General features: G+C 45.4%; 19 protein-coding genes and 1 pseudogene. 8 read left to right on the top strand and 12 right to left on the bottom strand.

Features of this window, described 5'->3' with window-relative positions:
- Positions 1-47: 47 nt before the first annotated feature.
- The 3 genes from BLT35_RS20110 to BLT35_RS20100 form a co-directional block, all read right to left on the bottom strand.
- Complete coding sequence (locus tag BLT35_RS20110) at positions 48-449, bottom strand: ATP-binding protein (protein WP_217634731.1); 402 nt, start codon at positions 447-449, stop codon at positions 48-50.
- Positions 446-2,038 (bottom strand): IS21 family transposase, encoded by a 1,593-nt coding sequence (istA, locus tag BLT35_RS20105; protein ID WP_074729585.1) that lies wholly within the window; start codon positions 2,036-2,038, stop codon positions 446-448. The genes BLT35_RS20110 and istA overlap by 4 nt, the downstream gene beginning before the upstream one ends.
- A gap of 281 nt (positions 2,039-2,319) precedes the next feature.
- Positions 2,320-2,724 (bottom strand): hypothetical protein, encoded by a 405-nt coding sequence (locus BLT35_RS20100; RefSeq protein ID WP_074729584.1) that lies wholly within the window; start codon positions 2,722-2,724, stop codon positions 2,320-2,322.
- Between the two features lie 129 nt (positions 2,725-2,853).
- Here BLT35_RS20100 and BLT35_RS20095 point away from each other — a divergent pair, with 129 nt between their 5' ends.
- Complete coding sequence (locus tag BLT35_RS20095) at positions 2,854-3,222, top strand: helix-turn-helix domain-containing protein (RefSeq protein ID WP_074729583.1); 369 nt, start codon at positions 2,854-2,856, stop codon at positions 3,220-3,222.
- Between the two features lie 75 nt (positions 3,223-3,297).
- On the opposite strand, the gene BLT35_RS20090 is transcribed toward BLT35_RS20095, so the two are convergent.
- The 4 genes from BLT35_RS20090 to BLT35_RS20075 all read right to left on the bottom strand — a co-directional run bounded on the left by BLT35_RS20090 (position 3,298) and on the right by BLT35_RS20075 (position 8,341).
- Entirely contained in the window at positions 3,298-4,425 is a 1,128-nt protein-coding gene (locus BLT35_RS20090) for an SAVED domain-containing protein (RefSeq protein ID WP_254777628.1), read from the bottom strand.
- 38 nt (positions 4,426-4,463) lie between these two features.
- A complete protein-coding gene (locus tag BLT35_RS20085) occupies positions 4,464-5,129 on the bottom strand; it encodes a ubiquitin-conjugating enzyme family protein (protein ID WP_074729581.1) in 666 nt (221 codons plus the stop codon).
- Between the two features lie 2 nt (positions 5,130-5,131).
- On the bottom strand, positions 5,132-6,364 hold the full coding sequence (locus BLT35_RS20080) for a nucleotidyltransferase domain-containing protein (RefSeq protein ID WP_074729580.1): 1,233 nt from the start codon (positions 6,362-6,364) through the stop codon (positions 5,132-5,134).
- Between the two features lie 612 nt (positions 6,365-6,976).
- Entirely contained in the window at positions 6,977-8,341 is a 1,365-nt protein-coding gene (locus BLT35_RS20075; RefSeq protein WP_254777627.1) for a hypothetical protein, read from the bottom strand.
- Between BLT35_RS20075 and BLT35_RS20070 the strand changes: the two genes are divergently transcribed.
- Positions 8,315-8,614 (top strand): hypothetical protein, encoded by a 300-nt coding sequence (locus BLT35_RS20070; protein ID WP_175472020.1) that lies wholly within the window; start codon positions 8,315-8,317, stop codon positions 8,612-8,614. The two genes, BLT35_RS20075 and BLT35_RS20070, sit on opposite strands and share 27 nt — an antisense overlap.
- A 346-nt stretch (positions 8,615-8,960) precedes the next feature.
- On the opposite strand, the pseudogene BLT35_RS20065 reads toward BLT35_RS20070, so the two are convergent.
- From BLT35_RS20065 to BLT35_RS20050, 4 genes and pseudogenes are all read right to left on the bottom strand, one after another.
- Positions 8,961-10,180, bottom strand: a pseudogene (locus BLT35_RS20065) (IS110 family RNA-guided transposase).
- Positions 10,181-10,547: 367 nt separating this feature from the next.
- Positions 10,548-11,678, bottom strand: a complete 1,131-nt coding sequence (locus BLT35_RS20060; protein WP_074729577.1) for a helix-turn-helix domain-containing protein — start codon at positions 11,676-11,678, stop codon at positions 10,548-10,550.
- Positions 11,679-11,695: 17 nt separating this feature from the next.
- Positions 11,696-12,394, bottom strand: coding sequence for a hypothetical protein (locus BLT35_RS20055; RefSeq protein ID WP_074729576.1), 699 nt, complete (start codon positions 12,392-12,394; stop codon positions 11,696-11,698).
- Between the two features lie 297 nt (positions 12,395-12,691).
- Positions 12,692-13,264, bottom strand: coding sequence for a protein NO VEIN domain-containing protein (locus tag BLT35_RS20050; RefSeq protein WP_074729575.1), 573 nt, complete (start codon positions 13,262-13,264; stop codon positions 12,692-12,694).
- 102 nt (positions 13,265-13,366) lie between these two features.
- Between BLT35_RS20050 and BLT35_RS20045 the strand changes: the two genes are divergently transcribed.
- From BLT35_RS20045 to BLT35_RS20020, 6 genes are all read left to right on the top strand, one after another.
- Positions 13,367-14,323, top strand: coding sequence for a transposase (locus BLT35_RS20045; RefSeq protein WP_139170830.1), 957 nt, complete (start codon positions 13,367-13,369; stop codon positions 14,321-14,323).
- A complete protein-coding gene (locus BLT35_RS20040) occupies positions 14,307-14,768 on the top strand; it encodes an IS66 family transposase (RefSeq protein ID WP_074729574.1) in 462 nt (153 codons plus the stop codon). The genes BLT35_RS20045 and BLT35_RS20040 overlap by 17 nt, the downstream gene beginning before the upstream one ends.
- 265 nt (positions 14,769-15,033) lie before the next feature.
- A complete protein-coding gene (locus tag BLT35_RS20035) occupies positions 15,034-15,489 on the top strand; it encodes a DUF6431 domain-containing protein (RefSeq protein ID WP_074729573.1) in 456 nt (151 codons plus the stop codon).
- A 35-nt stretch (positions 15,490-15,524) separates the two neighbouring features.
- Positions 15,525-16,871: a DDE-type integrase/transposase/recombinase gene (locus BLT35_RS20030; RefSeq protein ID WP_139170829.1), complete on the top strand. Its 1,347-nt coding sequence runs from the start codon at positions 15,525-15,527 to the stop codon at positions 16,869-16,871.
- Positions 16,864-17,664, top strand: a complete 801-nt coding sequence (locus BLT35_RS20025; protein ID WP_074729571.1) for an ExeA family protein — start codon at positions 16,864-16,866, stop codon at positions 17,662-17,664. The genes BLT35_RS20030 and BLT35_RS20025 overlap by 8 nt, the downstream gene beginning before the upstream one ends.
- Positions 17,661-17,888: a DUF5348 domain-containing protein gene (locus BLT35_RS20020; RefSeq protein ID WP_074729570.1), complete on the top strand. Its 228-nt coding sequence runs from the start codon at positions 17,661-17,663 to the stop codon at positions 17,886-17,888. Before BLT35_RS20025 ends, BLT35_RS20020 begins: the two co-directional genes overlap by 4 nt.
- Before the next feature lie 441 nt (positions 17,889-18,329).
- Here the strand turns inward: BLT35_RS20020 and BLT35_RS20015 are convergent, their stop codons facing one another.
- The gene (locus tag BLT35_RS20015) at positions 18,330-20,597 is read right to left on the bottom strand and encodes a histidine kinase (RefSeq protein WP_074729589.1); all 2,268 of its coding nucleotides are present in this window, start codon (positions 20,595-20,597) and stop codon (positions 18,330-18,332) included.
- Positions 20,598-20,660: the final 63 nt, after the last annotated feature.

Here is a 20,660-nt window from a genome sequence, read left to right as displayed (position 1 = left end):
ATTCATAATTGTTATGGAAAGATTTCCGGAAATGCCTAACGATGATTCTAAGGCGCTACTGAAAATCTTTCCATAACCAAATTCTTTCGATAATTTCCGGTTCCTGGATTGCCGGCCAAGATGACGTTACGTCCTTCCGGAATAAACCCTAGCGTTTTGAGCAGTTTCAGTTTCTTTTGTGCGTCCTGAGGAAGCTCATCTACAGACAAATCCTCAAGATATTTCTTATGTGTGAATTCTGCCAGTCGGATTCGGTTGTACCGGGATGCCTCCCGTCGGGCATCGCATTCCTTCTCCAGCAACTGAGCCAGGAACTCTTCGTAGCAAACGTCCCGTTGGCTGGCCTCCCGCACGTACTCCTCCAGATGCTTCCGAATCATCGGAAGCCGTAGTTCCTTACTGTATTCCATAATCGCTTCTTTCCACGCCTTGCGCTGTGAATGACTCATGCAACGTCCTCCTTCGTTTCTAACGTATCGGTATGAAACAGATCATCGTACGCGCGCAATTGTTCGACCGATCGATCCGTGATCTCTTGACCGGTTTTGGAGAGCGTGGCATGAGCAACTACCATTTCCCGGTTCTTAGCGCACAGCACTTTAATTTTATCCGTCGTGACATGGCTCGGATGGATACGCTGCAACGCCTCTATGGCCTGCTCTACCTCTGTGAAACCGACATCGTCGCGAATATATTGCAGTAGTTGTACAAAATCTCTCTCTCGTCTGGTATAATACATCTCGTAAATTGTTTTTATCTTTTGGGGAGCCTGATGCCACGCCGCACTACCGGCGAATGCACCAGGTTTTTTCTTTAACGTTTCTAAATAATGATTCAGATCAAATCGCCACTCATGGCTGCCGGTCAGTCGCATATGCTCCGCCACCTGAATTTCCTGATGAAAGCAAACCACTCTCGTGGAGTAGACCTTGGTCATGATCGACTCACCAACCAAATGATCCGGTACTGAATAACGATTCTGGTCCACCATGATCGTCGCATATTTGTCTACCCGTCCGTAGAGTACACGAGCGGCATCAAACGGGGGCATGGCAGGGAGAAGGAAAGAGCGTTCCTGTTCCAGTCGTTCGATCGCCGTCTGGCCGCTCAACTCGGTTTGCGGTTTTTGGTTGCGCCGTGTACATACCTGCTGCAGATATTGGTTCGCTTCCTCTAACGAGTCGAACTCGTCCCGAAAGGCGAATGCTTTTCGGCGTACGACCTCCACGCTGCGCTCCACATGACCTTTTTCATTGCCGCTGTGGATATTGCAAAAACGGTGCTGAAACCCATAATAAAGCGACAACTGCAGAAGACCTTGCGTCGGCTCCTTTCCCGTTCCAACGAACCGTTTGACCGCCACTTTCATGTTGTCATACACCATCGTTCGATGTACGCCGCCAATATGCTGAAAAAACAAGGCATGTGCTTCCTGAAAGCATTCTGTCGTTTGTTTGGTAAACAAATACGCAAAACGGTAGTTCCCATAAGCGGATGTGAAAACCGCCATTTGAAAAGTTTGTAGTCTACCATTGATTTTAAGTTTCACTTCACCCCAATCGAATTCACAGATTTCCCCAGGTTCATACAGTGCCTTGATGAATGCTTCCTTGGGTTTGCGTTCCAAACCACGGATTGTTCGGAGAACCGTACTGTAGCTAATATCTACGCCTTCGGCTTCCAGTGCTTCGAAGATGTCCATTGCCTTCTTTTGTTGTTTGCGTTGCCCTTGGTTTCGCTTGATTTCATTCTCATTCAAATGCGCTTGGATTTTTTTTGCTATTTCATCGGTCAGTTTCCGTTTCGGTCGGATTCCTACATTGTACTTGGGAGCGGTGGTCAGGGCATCAATTAATGCTTGAATATCTACTGAGTCGTTCCCCTCCGCCAACAACTGCCGTCTCCTTTCCTCATATTGGTGGATGTATTTTCCAACCGTTTCTCGATGAATCCCGGTCAATCTAGCAATTTCCCGGCGTGACCTTCCTTCATGGATGTGCATCATCAAAATCTTCTGCATAATATTCATCGTAATCATTCTCTCCCGGCACCCACTTGTCGATTTATTCTCCAAGTAGGTTTATCGGTTGTGGCCGGTTTTTCAATGATTACGGTGGCCTGTTTTTAAGTTATCATAGACAACCGCTTGCTACAGAAACGCTAAAGAAGGGTAACAACGTTATATTCGGCATAGGGAGCCACCTCCCCCAGCCATTCTCATAAAACTGGTTGGGTATCACGCATTGCCCCTCGGGTATTAGTCCTAATTGAGAAAGCCCTCTAACAGTAACCATGCCATTCATAAAAAAATTAATCACCTCATTCTGAAAAGAACACATGTTCAACTCCCGTTTGTATAATATAAGGTAATACATCAAGCGGTTTCTCGTTGGAAATTCTGAATTCAGTTGACATGCCTTTTTGATTTTCCACTTTGTTGAACCCTATCCCCACAACCCAGTATTCTTCTTCCGTATCGGTTAAATTTACCGGAATCCCTTGGAAATAACCACTGAGTTCTTCGTACTCCTCCCTATTCGCACCAATTAGTTTGTACGCATTATCGCAACATTTTATTTTCATCACCGTATGCTGTTCCTTCTGCTGAAGCAACAAAAACTGAGAACCCTTGTGAAAGATGATTTTTCGAAACCGAACGGCAAGTTGAACCGACGATTGATTCATCAAAATAAGCGATTCCACTGATCTGACTTTTGGAATCATTTTGCTCACCCCTAGACATAATAACAATATGATATCACTTTTAAGTTAGATTATCAAATTTTATCACTTATAGTATTATATATTTTTTTAGTTAGAAACCGTACCCTTAAGTAAGGAGGTAATATATCGATGTCTGAATTAAAAAAGCTGATCGGAGAAAGAATCCGAAACATACGCATTAATAAAAATTTGACCTTACATCAATTAAGCCAACTAACTGGACAACAAGCTTCATATTTGACAGAAGTTGAGCTCGGAAAAAGAAATCTTTCCGTAGATTCATTGGAAAAAATCATGAACGCCCTCAACATAAAGCCAGGAGAGCTTTTTGATTTTCGGGAGATTGATCCGGACTCTCAGGAATTTGAGACGAGAGCTATTCTCGAAGTTCATTACCAGTTTTTATTGGAGAAGAAAAGCGATGATGTAAGAATGATCCATAGAATTACAAAGGAAATTTTCGCTTCGATCGAAGGGGCTAATAAGTCATCTAATTAATCGCGGAATTTTATAAAGGATAATCCATTTAGAAATAAAAAATGATCGCTTTCTTCTTAAGCGATCACTTGGCGGTTACACAGCACTACCATGCAAAACAACTTCATTGTTTTTTGAAATTTCCAATGCCAGTTCGAATTTGTTTGTTTTTTTATTTTGATCATATATTACTAAGGGTAGATCTGCCTTTGGCATCCAAATTCGTCCCAACTCGACTGCTGTCGAAACTGCCATTGCAGGGAAAATATTCAACCGATTATTTTGCCCATGAGCCAACTTAATTCTGTCCATTAAACTCCGTATAGTTTGTCTAAATGTCACAAGGTGACTTTTGCTTTTCATAAAATCATTATTTGGGGTTTTAATTGTGAGTGTCCAAATTGACACATTATCACCAAGTACTTCAGTTATTCTATTTGTTGCTATCGTTGCACTAAGGGATATATTTAATGCAACAGTTGGATGTATCTTCTCAGGGGATTGAATAAGGAATTCAATATTGTCAGACTCATTGTCCCAACCCCATCTTTGGACGGGCTCTCTTTGCAGTTGATAAACATCAACTGGAAAAATATCAGAAAGCATAGTGCCCAAGGAAATCAGCAATGGCTGTGGTGCAAGCGCGAATAACGAAAGATGCCTACAAGCACCTGAAGATAATAACGGTATAAGCTTTGTTTGAACTTGCCTCTTCAAATTTTCGTTTTCGATCTTCCAAAAATCATCTTCATGATCGTTATACAAACTATTTTTCCATCCCAATTCAATTGCTCTGGTATCAGCCGGATATCGTTCAGGTAATAATGCCACCACAGAACGTTCATAAGATATTGGGTAACTATGGTCGCCTATGTTGGACCCATACAATACAATTTGACTTTGTCTATCTTCCTGTATTTGAGTCACCAGCTCTATTCTCTTTTCGTGTTCTTGTTTCATCGCTTGAAGTAATTCAACAGGATGTCCATCTACATCTTTAACATCAATCAAACGATGGTGTGTATCGCAAAGTAACATTAAATTCGAAATATCTTTTGCTAATTTTGGGGAGAGTATCTTATCACCTCTCGGTCCTCCAGGACTATCGGCAATGATATGGGCTATATATGAGCGATTCATTAATGATTTTGTATGGGGATCAATATGTAAAAGCTCGTTACACCCTCTATATTGACAACGACCTGCAGCTTTACCCCATAGCATACAACGTATGTGGGGTGGTACAACCGATTCAGACAACCTTAACCCTTCTTCCTATTTTTTTTGATAAACTCAAGACAATCGATAAATTCGATACCAAATTCTCTTGGGGTTTGGTATTGTTGAAGCTCTAGAAGCATTGGCCCATGACATTTCCTTAATATTTTTCCGCTATTGCAAGGGCACAACAGATGACCGCGATATTTTTGGGAGGCCAAAATGTAGAGAAAATTTATGCAACACTCTTCTGAATCTACTTGAAATAATTCTTTGTAATAGTTCAAAATCCCCCTAGCCCCATGGTCTAGTTCCCCATAAGGTAGATCTTTGTTGGTTGCAGCATAAGAAAATGAATAGAGATAGGGAATTAACTGTGTTTTGACAAATCCCAATAACGTCGAATTTTTAGCAAAAGTCATCTTAACAGCAAGCGGCGCACCTAGGCATAGAGTACCGTCTGAAAACGTATGAAACGTGTTAGGTATCCTCCCCTCCAATTCTCTTGCAATTGGAGGGGCACTTGGATAATTCGTCGGTAGCTCCATCTCGACCAAATATGCTTCGTCCACTAATTCATGATCTAGATATTGAGCACGAAATTGTATCTTTCCACGGACATAAAACCTGTCGTTCTCATATGCCAAAGTAACATTCGGAAACTCACTTTGTAATTCCTTGAAATGATCCCATACAATTTCCCCATTCATTGTTACCGGCCCCAAGGTTTATTGGGATTTGAAATTTGAACCATTGGCGCTGAAAGCACTGCGGCACTCGTCGGCAAACCAAGAGCTCTCGCCGTAGTTATTGAAACTTGTCCGAAAGTTGATTCGAATGATTTAACGATTTTCCCTACATCATTTGTTCCAATTATTTCGATAACGTCTTCTTTAATCCATTTGGTCCATTGGAAAAAAGCTCTTGCCTTTTGATTGTTATTCTCATGCCATCTATCCGCAAAATTTTCATCTGGATTTACAGGGTTTGGAATTACCCATGTTCCATCAGCATTTCTGGTAATTAGCGATTGCTCCTGAAGAACTTTATTATCGCTGAACTCCGGCTTCAGCAGATCCGATAGGGCATCAAGTTGATTCACAATATTGCGAAGTGTTAAGAACACATTCGGTTCGCCATTGTATAGTTTGGCTGCCAATGTTGTAATAATCATGGAAATCGGTTTGTCTTCTGCCATTGGGTGGTTTGTGAAGCGAACATCCCGATGGCGCTTCAGAATCTGGATTGCTCGTTGTAAAGGGGTCTTAATTAGAGCCTCAGGCACCTCATCGATACTTGCATAAATGTCTCTATTGTTTTCGAAGAGGCTGCGCTGTTGAGTGGCTTTGACTAAATCAAACACGGGTTTGTTAATATTCTCAAACCAATCAGCAAAACCACTTGGATTGCTAGAATACCACTCATAAGTTTTATCCTTATTTTTGTGAGTTATCGCAATGGCCTTTTCGGCGATCCTGGAATCAACCAGGTTGTTTCTTAATGATGCATCTTCTGGTGTTGCCGGTAACACGTCAATATGGAACCCAATTCCGTCTTGCTCTGCGTAATGTATAGTCCAACAACGCCGCCCTTCTTCATCGAGCATTTTTTTATAGGTTTCATTTTCCGCTATACGCTTACCAACTGCCTCTTTTAATGCTTTTGGAGAAGTCTTTTTCTTGGAGATCTGAAATTCACTAACCAAGTCGATGTCATAATCGGCATCTTGTCCATTTCGAATAGGTCTAACAACTGTCCCAAGTCTAAATGAACCTTGTGGGTAAAAATGTATTTCTTCTACACCTTCAAATTGGCCTTCTGCTATCCAATTGCTAACGGCAGTGTATCTGTCAACAGCTTGTTTATACTTTGTTGGAGATATATCTAGTCGTGAAGCAATACCTTCCAACAGCGCGGAAACTTTTGACTCAAGTTCAATTGTCATAAAATATACATCCTTCTTTCATTTTTTTTTTGAAATTTAGAAGGATATCCGTCATTCATGACGTATACATAAATATAGTCTGGCTATACATATGTTGAGTGTAAAGTGCATGATCATTTCACACTCGATACCTTCTTCATGACCAGTTTTGAGAATGCCACTTCTCAGAAGAAAATCAGTACCGACAACCAAGCGAGGTGTGCCACCACTTACGCTTGTTTGTCGTTGTGCCTACCTTTAATAATCATCACCCTCTTAACTTTTTATTCTAGTAATCAAAAATAATGGGATGCTAACAATTTCCATTATACAGTAGAGACAAACTCCTATACAAGCATAATTGCGATCATTTGTTCCTATTTGAAAGTGTCTATTAATGACCGAAAAGGTCAACACATGCCGCTGAATAATAATCAATGGTTTTGGACTTAGAGTGACCTTTGGGTAACCTTTGGGTGACCTTTGGGTGACTTCAAGGTGACCTTGGAGTGACCTTTTGGACTTGAAAAAACAACTTTACCGCTTCGCATTTTTGAAATGATTGCTATGACGGGTATTAAAATCGAAAATGATCGGAGAGGGAAAAATAAGCATTTAAGAGTTCCCGAAGAGCTATTGCCGCCACGAATATTCAGTTTTCAAATCTTTTCCTTTCTCGTGTTCGCGCTTCCCAAGAAACTCATCTTCTCTAGCTATTATCGGATCATACCAATCGGCTTTCTTCTTTGCCCAATCGATCCATTGTAAATCTTCCCCTGTCAAATTACCGGACGATTCCAAAGCTGCAACGAATGCCCTGATCTTGCACGCCATCGCGTAATCCTGAGCCAAATTTGTCAATGCAACCGTGCGCTCGACCTCAATCATATAACGTTTTCGGCGTTCTTCTCGCAATCTCTCTGCTTCTTCGCGTTTACGACGTTCTTCTTCACGCGCCTCTCGCTCTTTTCGTATAATTTCAGATGCTTCATACATCTCGATCAGAAGAATTCCCAATTGGTCTTCCACGATGGAAGATTTCGTATCACGGAACCTTTTATTTTGATTCTGATTTATATTGATGCACAGCTGCCCGTTAAACACATAATCATATTTGCGAAAATTCGGTTTCGAAGCCCAGGAGTAACGTTTCTTATCTTCCTCATATTTGCGAAGCTGATTTTCCTCTGACTTTGTTAAAACATGATCGACTTTGTCCTGCATTTCATATATCTCAAGGGATACCGATTCATTCCGAATAATAAATGAGAGAGTATCCGTCACTGAGCATCCCAATGGTTCTATAGCATGGATGAGTGCCCCAAGGATTCGGTAGACACGCGGAAGCGTCTCTTTCGAAATCACGCCCGCTAGAAATGGAGGACTGGACTTATATGAGCTGTAGCTTTGACGGCTTCTTTGAGCGCCAACTTCTTTTTTATCGTTCCTGTTCCATTCGCTCAAATCGTCTTCTTTCATAGCAATTTTCGAACCAGCATCAGCATTGTTTACCGCTTCTCCATCCTGTTGCGTGGCTCCGAGCTCTGCTTCTGGAATGGTCGCCATACCCTTATCAATCTTCTGCACTCTTATCCGCGGCGTTTTCGAACGCGGAATAGCAACTTCATGTATAGTTGAGTCTGGAAGAGGTGGTTTCGATACCGACTTTCCAAAATTTAATTTCGTCCAATACCCTGCAGGAGGTATGGGCACATTTGCTTCCTTACAAAGCTTATATATTAGGCCGTACGATGTGCCATATTTCCTGGCAACGCCAGCAAGCGACAGCTCCCACACCTCGTTATAGATCTGCTCGCGAGCCAGCATTTGAGGTTGTTCCTCGACCATCGTTACGACCTCCTTCTCAGTTTCAAATGCCTTTTCATTGATAATTTTCTGGTCAGGTTCATAAGCTACAGGAGCCGCTTGTGAAAATAATTTAGCACCGCCACCTATTCGTTTCTTTCGCTCATGATGAATCAAATGTTTTTCTATCAAGTTGTGACAGCGTATTATGAGAACGAGATCTTTGACCTAAATCGGGAAAAGACTAGCGTGGAGCAAGAGTTGGTGGATGTGAAGGCGCAGTTGGAGACCGCTGAGAAACAATCCGAGAAGTATTTGCAGCAACTTATGGAGGTCAAGACCGAGTTGCGTTCCTTTTTGAGAACTGTTGAGGAACTGCTGCAACGCCGTGCGCCAGAACTTATAGATGCTTACCGTCAAGTTGCCGGTTCTGCACCAGAAATACCTGCACCAGAAATACCTTGATTTTTGGCTACGCATCCCTTATAATTGGAGTATCAATTTAAAGCACATCGTCAATGGAGTGGACTACTCTGAAAAGGGGGTCCACTCTTCTCGTTATAAGTGAGAAATATAGAAAAGCAGTCGGTCGATCCGATTGCTTTCCCCATCCCCGGAAAACGTTCATTTCTCATTACCTGCTCGCTAGCTTAACGTCGCTGCCCAGTCTATAACTTTATTTTCTCGGTCTATCTTGAAAATATTGCACAACGAAAGCACTAAAAAAAAAGACAATAGGAAACTGACCCTGAAACCAGAGCAAAATGGCCAGGGTTCTAACAAGGTGTTTATCCGTAATAAGCTGCAGTTATCAGGAGGCGGCCCTATTAATCGTAACTGATACGCCTAATGACTCAAGTTTCCTTATGGATTGCTTTATGATCACGTCGCGTTTTCGTTCCTCAAAATAGGTCGGACCTAGTTCGACATAAGGTTGTTTTCGTTTGAGGATATAGTAAACCATTGACAATATACTGTGAGCTACTGCGACGGTTGCACGATTGGCTCCCCGGCGTGCCGCAATACGGTGATATTGGCTGGATAGGTACGTTCCTTTCGTTCTAGCCGCAGCTTTGGCAGCTTCAACGAGCGTGCTTCGCAACTTTTTATTCCCTTTTCGAGTTTTTCCGGAAATTCGTTTTCCGGCGCTTTCGTTCTGACCTGGACACAGCCCTGCCCAAGAGCACAAGTGGGCGGCAGAGGGATATTGATCCATATTCACGCCAATTTCAGCCGCAATCGTCTCTGCTGTCCGTCTTGCCACGCCAGGGATCGTGTCGAGCAGTGCCAGGTCCTCCTCAAAAGGGAGCATGCGCTTTTTGATTTCTTCGTCCAGTCTGCAATCTCTTCGTCCAAATAATCGATGTGCCGGAGTTGGGCACCCAGCATGAGCTTCTGATGAGGCCCCATCAAGCCGTTCAGGGCACGTTTTAAATCTTCTTTCTTGCTTTTCAGCTTTCGTTTCGCCAGTTCGGACAAGGTACCGGGATCCGTTTCACCGGCAATCATCGCTTCGATCATGGCGCGTCCCGATTTCCCAAGCACATTGCTGGCAACGGACGAAAGCTTGATGTTGGCGCCTTCCAGCACTTTTTGAATGCGGCTTACTTCCCGGGCACGCTCTTCAATAAGGCTTCGGCGGTACCGAATCAATTCTCTTAGTTCGCGTTGCTCTCGTTTTGGGATGAAACTGCCTTTCAACAGACCGTGACGCAGCAAGCCGGCAATCCATTCCGCATCTTTCACATCGGTTTTACGGCCGGGCACATTCTTGATATGCTGAGCGTTCACCACAAGAGCTTCGATGCCCTCGAGCTCCAGCAGATTGTAGATCGGTTTCCAGTAAGCGCCTGTGCTTTCCATCGCAACGTGAGTGCAGCCTCTGACTTTCACCCAATCAACAAGCTGGATCAGGTCATCTGTCATAGCCTCAAACGTTCGAATTTCTTTACCTTCAGGTGTGATAATGCAGGCCACGATGTTCTTTTTATGAACGTCAAGCCCGCATACATGGCTGTAAACGACGTCCATCCTTAAGAACTCTCCTTACGGCGTGCAAGATTGAAGGGCTGGTGCAACAACCGCCAAATGGTTATTCTATCCTGCGTGCTTCCAAAACGGAGCAACAATCTGTGGTGCACCTGGTCGTTGGGGTCTGTCTAACACACGGGCTCGAGGCACCATTGACTGCCGACCTCCCTTCGCCAGCCGTAAGTAAATTATATCGCATGCCCAATATTTTCATCATCTGATGGTGCCGCGTTAGCGGCATGGGCGTCTAACACTTTATTTTTCAGTCTAATACATTATTTTCCCATGACACGTTTTTCATTGTCAAAAGAACTCCACTATAACCGACATCCTAGTTTCACATTATACACACATGCTCATCGCCCATTCAGTTCAATGGATTGGCAGCTAATTTAACTGTCGCTTCCGGGTCTTTGACATTCAATGCGCCGGGATCAAGATTGCAAAACATCTCCACATATTCTTGCGGCACGCCGCTTTCATGAATGATTTGGAGTTCATTTTTTACGTTCTTTTCAAGCAGCATTTGTATGCTTTTTCTTAATACAACTGGTTCCGGCACCGGAATCACGTCATCCAACGGTTCCTTCACTCTCATTCGTTTCATGGACATTTGTTTAAATAACGAAGTGAATTTGCTCTCTGATATTAGCCCCAGGTCTTTGCATCTATATATCATAGCTGCAATCGAAACTTTCCAGTATTTTTTAAGCTCCACAAAATGAAGCAACGACGTTGAAGTCACTGTTTTTGCAAACGCCTCGGCAGGCAACAAAAAGGCAGACGCAAAGCGATTCGCCTGCTCTTCAATCTTTTTAAACTCCTCTTTGGAAAGAAGGTCATTATTCACATCTTCATGCATTAAACGATGTCCAAGTTCGTGAGCTCCATCCAATTGACGCCGAACCGCGGATTGTTTGTCATCGCCTAGAAAAATAAAGGGACGGCCTTTTCGATGCTGACAAAAGGCATCGATTTTTTCACTGTCCATATGGATAGTGAACACCATAATTCCGTTACGTTCAAGCAAATTGACGATGTTGGTTATGGGTTTATCGCCCAGTCCCCAATGATCTCTAGTCAATTGCACCAATTTTTCGATTGATACCGCATCCCAATTGCAATTGCTGAAATCTTTGGTGTCCGGCAAGTTTAGTTTGGGGAAATCTATATATTTGCTCAGGTAGTCGTATATATATCCAGCAAGATATGATTTATTCAGCTGTATTTCTCGGCTTTTTTTTGTTGCGGTTGCATACGCCCTAAAAAAAGTGTTGCCTACGTATTGTTCGCTGTCTCCATAAAAGAAACTTTTCGGAAATCGAAGCGCATTAATGATTGCCATCATGTTTTCTGCTTTTGGAATACTTTCACCAAGTTCAAACTGCGAGATCGCTTGTTTGCTCACGCCAATTTTATCCGCAAGTTCCGCTATGCTCAATTCGCGAACCATTCTTGCTTCTCTTAAACGTTTTGGATTAAAGGCGCGTTCAGTCATAGCGTGTCATAAACTCCTTAAACAAGATTATTCTTTTCATTGAGCTCCTTCTCGCTTTCTTGCAACGCAGCTTGTGTAAGCCCGATGAAGATGTCAGTATCATCATAGATTTGTCGTGGAAACTCAACAACCTTGCCTCCGCCGGCAACTACCTTGTCTGTTACATCCTCGTTAAAGAGCCACTCCTCTTGATTGGGTTGAAGCGCTCCCTCGTAAACCAAATTCTTTTCCCGGTCGTAACTGACAATGAGACCGAAGGGAAGATGTTCTATTTCGAAAAGCAACGAGGGTTGATAATCAATATCTATATTCAAATCTTCTTCCGTTGCCCCCATTGCCATAAGTCGATCAATGTTCGTTATGGCAAATTCACCCCTAAATAAACTAGGCTCAAAATCTCTGTTATTGGGAATTGGCAATACAAGCGCGGCAATATTTCTCGTCGTTTCCCGCATTACAATGTAGGGATAGAAGCCCGCCACTCTATGTTCCACGCTCAAATTTAAATGCGGATTTTTCAAAATCGCTTCTGCAACATGAGTATTGACTAACTCGTACAAAAGTCTGGATGAGTAAGTTTTCGACGAAGTCTTTGGCATGACTTCCATGGTTTGAGAAAATATCCGCTTACCTTCTGCAATGCCAGACAGAATTAATGATAGTTGACTGTCCGTAAGCCGACAATCTTTAATAATAGCGGCTGCACGTTGGTTCATGTGTCCGTTTCCACCTCCGATTACCATAGTAGTATTATTTACCTTTTTTATATTTTTGTCAAGTATAGAGGAATTCAACTGTATATAGTCTAGTAGCCAAGCATTTGAAAGTGATAAGCTGCGTGACTAGGTTTGTGGGATATATATTCACACTGCCGGACTTGTCTCGCTCTATATACTACATTTTCTACGTATGTAGACGCGCTTGCAACAGTCCTAGCGAAAGCGGCACCGTCTACACTTATGGAACCACAGTTAAATCAGAAACTTATCGGATTTAGTTCGTAGAATCGAGCTTTAATCGCCTCTCCTATAATTTTTGATTGAGTTCTTCACATTCTTAACTTTCCACAAACTTTCCTCTAATAAAAAGTCATCATTATCGAAAATATCCGATATTACTTCACAACGAATATCTTTCTTATTCTTAGCTAAGATATTTGATACACGATAGATAAGATATTTTTCACCAATAGCTTTCATTTGCTTCGCGGTGTTTAGTTCTGTGGACGTTATAAAAAATTCCGTGTCGTTTTTTACTGTTGTTTTCACTTCAATATGAAGTTTATTACCTTCCGAATCGTAGGACAGAATATCATAACCATTTTGAGGGTCTAATGCTTTTTTATTATCAACAAGTTCCTCATAAATTGTTCCTTCTAACTTTTTCAGTTCCATTTCATAAACATACGCTTCCCCTAACTTGCCAATTTCCATTTGAAATTTATGTAATTCCAAATAATCTACTTCTTTTAGCGTTAACTTCTTTCTCAATTCATCAAAAGTGAATAATACCGATGAAACTTCAACTTCTCGTTTTGAATCTGATTGAAGTTCAATATCAGCTACTTCTAATTCCTCAACAATCAAAGAAGTGGTGTTTTTTTTCTACGGTTGACCAATTAACTAACGAGGATTTCCAAGACCTCTGTCGAAATAGTTAATAGCCATATTTGACGGAGGTTTTCGTTGATGCCCTTACCCAAAAATCGCGTTATCCCGGAAAAGAAAATTTACTTTCGTACGGAGCTTCAACATTGCCCTCATTGCGGGACGAAGCTCAAGCGACATCATACCGCTTGGAAGAAAAACATCATTACGTTGAACGGCGTTATCCAAGTATGGAACATGGCGTATCACTGCCCGAATGCCGACTGCGCTTACCCAAAAGCCTACTACAAATCGGTCGAAGCCGATTCGTTGTGCATGAAGCATACCTCTTACGGTTTCGATGTGCTGGCGTTGGTGGGTCAGTTGCGATTCAAGCATCATATGACCATTACGGAAATTACCGAGGAGTTGAATCGCCGCGGGGTTGCCACCTCAGAGCGGAACTCTCAAAGACTGTACGAACGCTATTTGACCTTGCTTCGTGCCAGTGTGACGGATCACGTGAAGGAAGTTCTAGGGCAAGTCGTTCAAGACAATGGCGGCATCATGATCTCCATGGACGGCGTTCAACCCGAGAAAGGCAACGAAACGCTTTATGTCATTCGGGAAATCTTCAGCGGTACCATTCTGGCCGCTCAAAACCTGAAAAGCGGCTCGGCCGAGGAATTGAAGAAGCTCATCACGCCGATCATCGAGTTAGGCTTTCCGATCATCGGCATCGTGACGGATGGGCAGCAGTCTATCCGCATGGCCATGGAGTCGTTGTTGCCGGATGTTCCTTACCAGTACTGCCAGTACCATTACCTCAAGGACATCGCCAAACCAGTTGTCGACTTGGACCGCAAGCTTAAAACCGGGATCAAGAAAAGCCTGCGCGGAATCCGTGAGATCGAAAAGAAAATTGAGAACGACGATTCGGCAGAAGCCGAGGTCGCCAAAGATTACGTCGCGGCTGTTCGTTCGTTGCTTCTTGAAGACGGAAACCCGCCGCTCGATCTGCCGGGGATTCGGATATACGAGAATGCGCAAGCCATTTAGGCTTCCTTGGAGCGATGCCTGGATAAAAAAGGGGACCTCGCTGCTGAAAAACGTAGTCAGAATATTCAATATACTTAGCGAATTTCAGCAAGCCTACGAAGAGGTCAAGCGTTGGACGCTGCCGTTGCATCATATCGCCGATATCCTGAATCCCGACGCGGATAAAAGCAGCGATTCGGTTCGGTTCCATCTGCAGCACTTGCTTCAATGGGTCGAACAAACCTACACCGAAGAGCACGACAAGCCGATGGTTGCCAACTTGATAAGTTACACCAAAGGCTTTTGGAAAGGCTTGTTTACTTGCTACGATCATCCTCACGTTCCGCGAACCAACAACGATCACGAGCGGTTTTTTCGCCGTACCAAGACCCGCCACCGGCGTATGACCGGGTTGCGAAGCTGGAACGAATACATTCTCCGCAGCGGCGAAATGGTCGTGTTTTAGCTGAATCAAAAAGCCCGAAAGTTGACGTTAATGCCTGTCCAGCAATTGACCGATATAATGACCGAGAAAGACGGCGAGGAGGAAAAGAAAAGACGCCTCCTTTGGAAAGGATACTGCGGGAACAGTATCACAAGAGGCGTCTGTTCATCATCAACATGGTCATTGTATCAAAATATGAGCTCATTGAAAAGGAGCCGGAAAGCGGCGTTTTTTTGTTAGGAGTGCGGAGAGTGTAGCTGCGCCCTGTTGCGGAGGAAGTTTAAGCGTGGCGGGAAGCCGTTCGAGGATATGGTTCAAAAGCTCCGGGGAAAAAGTGAAGCTTGTGATCCGCAGACTTCATTGTAAGGTGTGTGGGAGAATTCATCATGAGTTGCCGGATCTGCTTGTGCCTTACAAGCGGTACGACGCCGAAAGCATCGAGGGAGCGGTTTCGGAGCCGCCCCGTACCGACATTGCGGCCGATGAATCGACGCTCCTCCGCTGGAAGTGCTGGTTCCTGGCTTGGGCCGTGTATGCGGCAGGCTGCCTGCAATCGATCGCGATGCGATTTCATCTCCCTGTGGTCCGTCCGTCCACCCGGCCACAGTCCGCACTCCAATGGCTTGGACGGTTTGTAGGCGATGCCGCCGGATGGCTGAAACGAGTTGTCCGTCCAATCGCCAATTCAAATTTATGGGTAACAGACCCGTTCTGCCTTCATGTCCATCCCCTTCGGGATTAAACTCATGTTCATCCCAAGGAAATGGAGGCATGAGGATGAAGAAGGAGAAGGCGGAAGAAATCGCCGCACAGCGGGTTCAACTACTGTCGCCGCTACTGGCGGACGGATTGGATCCGGCCAAGGCCAGTCAAATCAAAGCGGCGATCTCCGAGCAATACGGGATATCCGAGCGCACGTTGCGCCGGTACCTGGCACGGTATCGGGAGGCAGGCTTCAGCGGCTTAAAACCGAAAGCGAAAGGCCGAAAGCCCGCGATAGCCGTTCCCGAATCGGTGTTGGAACAGGCGATTCTGCTGCGGCGCGAGGTTCCCGGCCGCAGTGTGAGACAGATCATTCAGATCCTGGAATGGGAAGAAATCGTGAAACCGGGTGAACTAAAGCGCAGCACCTTGCAGGAGAAGCTCACGCAACGCGGATACAGTTCCAGACAAATGCGGCTGTATGAGACCAAGGGGGTTGCCGCAAGGCGGTTTCAAAAACGGCGCCGCAATGCGCTGTGGCAGTCGGACATCAAAGAGGGTCCGTATCTACCCATCGGACCCGGCGGAGAAAAGAAGCAAGTCTATCTCGTGTTGTTTGAGGACGACGCGACGCGTTCGGTCATGAACGGGGAATTCTACGCCTTATTCGACCAAACCATTGTAGAGGACTGCTTTCGTAAAGCGATTCAGAAATACGGCGTACCGGAAGCGGTCTACTTCGACCAGGGGAAGCAATACAAAACGAAGTGGATGGCGAGGACGTGCTCCAAGCTGGGTATCCGCCTTCTATTCGCGAGGCCCTACTCGCCGGAATCCAAGGGCAAGGTCGAGAGGCTAAATGGCGTCATTGAATCTTTTTTAGGCGAAGTGGAACTGGAGAAGCCGAAGACACTTGAACAGCTCAATGCGTTGTTTCAGGTGTGGCTCAGCGAATGCTACCAGAACAAACCGCATTCGGCGCTCGGAGGGAGGAGTCCGGAGCAGGCCTTTCGCAACGACCCTCATCCGCTTCGCTTCGTCGAACCGGACGTGCTCGCGAACGCCTTTCTTCACTGCGAGAACCGGAAGGTCGACAAGGCGGGATGCATCAGCTTCATGGGCAGGAAATACGAAGTCGGACTTCTCTTCATCGGCAGAACGGTTCAAGTGGTGTACGACCCCGCCGACATCACGGAAGTGACGATCGAGTACGAAGGACACGAGCCTTGGAAGGTTCGGGAGCTGGTGATCGGGGAGCGTGCCGGGAAACGGCCTGCCCTTCCGGAACAGTTGCAGCCCAAACCGGCAGACGCCTCGCGTCTGCTGCGCGGGGCCGAAAAGCAGCATGATCGGCGTCGGGAGCAGCAAACTCCCGCCATCTCCTTCCGAGCGATTCGCAAGGAGGTGGCGGACGATGTTTGAATCGTTCTATGGACTTCGTCACACCCCGTTCACCCGGGATATTCCGACCGAGGAATTATATATTCCGGTGATGTTGGAAGAAACGCTGGAACGTCTCGAATATGCCGCGCAGCGTCAGTGGTTTGCCGTGGTGACGGGAGATTGCGGTACCGGAAAAACCACGACGATTCGACGGATTACGGCGGCGCTCAGCGCGGCCAAATACAAGGTGCTGTATCTGTCGGATTCCAAGCTGACGCCCCGTCATTTCTACAAGGGCTTGCTCGAACAGCTGGGATGTGAGGCGAAGTTTTACCGCGGCGATGCGAAACGGCAGTTGCATCGCGAAATTGAATTGATGCGGGGGATTCACCACGTCAAGCCATGCGTCATCGTGGATGAAGCCCATCTCCTGGATCGCGAGATGCTGGAAGAAGTACGGTTTCTGCTGAACGTCAAGATGGACTCGGAAAGCCCGATGGCCCTGATTCTGGTCGGACAGAGCGAGTTGTGGGATCGCCTGCGGATGCAGACCTACACAGCTATTCGCCAACGGATCGATCTGCAATGCAAACTTCAGCATTATGATCGGTCTCAGACGGGAGAATATATTGCCAGACATTTAACGTATGCGGGGAGTGAACACGACGTCTTCTCCGATGGAGCGATGGACGTCATCTACCAATTCTCCGGCGGCTCCGCCAGACTAATCAACAAGGTATGCACGAACTGCCTGATCTACGGTGCTATAAACAAACGACGCATCATCGACGACCACATGGTCAGGCTTGTCATTCAAGGTGAACTGGAATGAAGCGGACATGGTTCAAGATGACGTATGACCGGGACGGAGAATGGTGGGTTGTTCACATTGAAGGGCGAAAAGTTGGTTTTCACTGCGGAGAATGGCTTCTGATGCGAGTCAATGACAGGATCGAGATCCCCTGCCGGATCGAGTTGGATCGCGACTGGTATATCATTATGGGGGATGTCAGGTTTTATTTGAGAAAGAAAGACACGTACCACGTAGAGATCTGATCGGAACGGGAAGCGGAGAACGGTAGCTCTGACTTCCCGCAATTCCTGTTCAATGCGGTCAGATTATTCGTCGATAATTGGTCAATAAGCACCGTCAATTTCCCGTCATTATACGGCAGCAGTAACAGTCGTGTTCGTCGACGATGCGCTTCGGCAAAAAGACCTTGAGAAAAGACTTCAAAATGTGGATTACCACACCTTCCAAGCGGAACGTCAACGTTGGGCATCTCGTTTGTCGGAAGGGGCTAAACGAAGAAGGTTTAGAAGCAATCCTGAAATATACCTTCAAAACGCAGAAAATAAATATTGTGCGTTAATTGGTCAGTCGTAGAAAAAAAATGCAATGTTCATGGAAACTCCTTTCTATGCGATAAACAATAATAAGTTTTAATTCATTTAACCCAACAAATATTCCGAATCAAGTCACAAACCATAACCCTTTTATTTCCCTGCTTCATAATCGGATACCACTAAAACATCCATGTGCCGGGCAGTACGCAGTAATGATTTAATAAGGGATCCTTTATAAATTTCCTCCCAAAATGACACCTTCGACTGCCCGACAATCAACTGCGTCGTGTTGTATTCATTCGCTTTTTGTACGATAATCCGGTGGATTTCCTTATAATTTGCCGCTGTTTGAATCTCGAATGTTCCCCCCAGTCTTTCCGTTAGTTTTCGCAGGGTTTCGATCCGTTCGGCAATTTCTTTTGTCATCTCCATGCCCTCCGGACGTACAAATGTCACATACCAAACTGCTTTCAACCGGTAGGCTATCCGAAACCCTCGGCGGATCAACCGTTCCGCATGAGGCGTCACATTTACGCAAACATAAATGACTTCCTGCCTGCGCCATGGCCCGCGAAGCGAAGATTTACGTTCCCACGACTCTAGCCGTTCGTCGACATCGTCGGCAATTTCCCGTAATGCCAGCTCTCGCAGCGCAATCAGGTTTCCGGTCTTAAAAAAATGACTCAACGCCTGATCGACCTTATCCAAGTCATAAATTTTCCCTTCTTTCATCCGCTGCTGCAAGGTCTGCGGCGTCACGTCGATCAGCTGCACTTCGTCGGCCAATTGCAGGATTCGGTCGGGGACCGTTTCGCGGACACGAATACCGGTGATTTGCTCAACGGCGTCGTTCAAACTTTCCAGATGCTGCACATTCACTGTGGATATGACCGAAATCCCTGCATCAAGCAAACGGAGCACATCTTCATAACGTTTCCGATTTTGACTCCCTGGCACGTTCGTATGAGCCAGTTCATCGACAAGCACAATATCAGGTGCGCGGCGAATGATGGCATCCGTATCCATTTCCTCCAGCCGTGCACCTTTATAATGGATCGTTTTGCGCGGAATGATCTCAAGGTTTCCTACTTGTGCCAACGTTTCTTTCCGTCCGTGCGTTTCAAGCAATCCAATGACCACATCGAACCCTTTTTTCTTCAAATCGTTCCCTTCGAGCAGCATCGTATACGTTTTGCCTACTCCAGGGGCGGCTCCAATGTACACTTTGAATGTGCCACGCTTTATACTCGCAATACGACTCTCCACTTCCTGCATGCTGGGGCGCTTGTACGAAGTACGGTCTCCCGTCCCACCCATCTTGGCCGGCAAAATGCGCCTTCCTTCATGTTCAGCTCGATCGGTCATGAAAAAAACATCAATATTTTTGATTTTCCCTAAAAGACCGTTTATAACCGATCCTTGCCAAAACTCCTGCCATCGGCTTTGTTTGGAATGCCCCATGACAATCCGCGTCACGCCGTACTTGGTTGCATAACGTACAAGATCCGAAGGCAGACGCCTGCGGGAACGAAGCGGCAATTCCTCGAATTGCCCGCCCACTTTTTCCACCAGTTTGATCATCGATCGCTTAAATGTTGCGGCCTCTTTAGATAGTTTTTTCTTGGGATCGATGAAGGTAACGACAAACAGGTCGCCGTTCAATCGTTTGGCCACTTGCTGGCCGCGGCGCACGTATAGTGAACCGTTCCAATGATACTGCGTAGAAACCAGAATGCGTTCCGTAGCTCCTGAAGGGCCGACCATCCCAAGCTCTTCTCGATATTCTTCCAACGATGCGTTGACATCTTCCGCGACGAGCCGCAGGGCAAGTTCCCGCAGAATCGCCAGATTGCCGCGTTTAAACCATTTTTTACTTTCGTCGGCCTGAATGGCTCCTTCAGCAAGTCTTGCCAATATCGTTTCCGGCGTCACATCGATCAGTCTCACTTCATCGGCCAATTCCAATGTATCGGCGGGAACCGTTTCTTCTACATCGATTCCGGTGAGCTTCTTTGCAATCTCGGCAAACCCTCCGAGTTCGTAAACGTTTATCGTCGTGATGACGCTGATTCCATGTCCCAACAAAAATTTGATATCGTCAAGACGGGTCGGAAAACGAGCGTCTTTTCGGTTATGATGAGCCAACCCGTCCACTAAAACGACATCCGGATTACGTTCGATCAAGGCATCTAAATCCAGATCCTCTTTTTCCTTGCCGTCCTTCCCCCATTTGATGCTTGCAATTCGTTCGAAACCTTGAAGCAACTCAGCCGTTTCTGTTCTCTGGAGTGTAGTTACGGCACAAATCACGACATCGATCCCCTGCTGCTTTAACAGCTGTCCCTCTCGCAGCATGTGATAGGTTTTTCCTGCTCCGCTTACCGAACCGATGATGATTTTTAACCGTCCCTGATGCATCTTGGAAATGGAGTATAGAATTTCTTCCGGAGTTTTACGTCTAAAATCCGTTTCCAAACCGAC

Origin of the sequence: Paenibacillus naphthalenovorans (assembly GCF_900099895.1) — a bacterium.
In the GTDB taxonomy this organism is placed as follows: Bacteria; Bacillota; Bacilli; order Paenibacillales; family NBRC-103111; genus Paenibacillus_G; species Paenibacillus_G naphthalenovorans.
The sequence above is the reverse complement of the archived record's forward strand: the minus strand, read 5'-3'. Positions and strand labels throughout refer to the sequence as shown.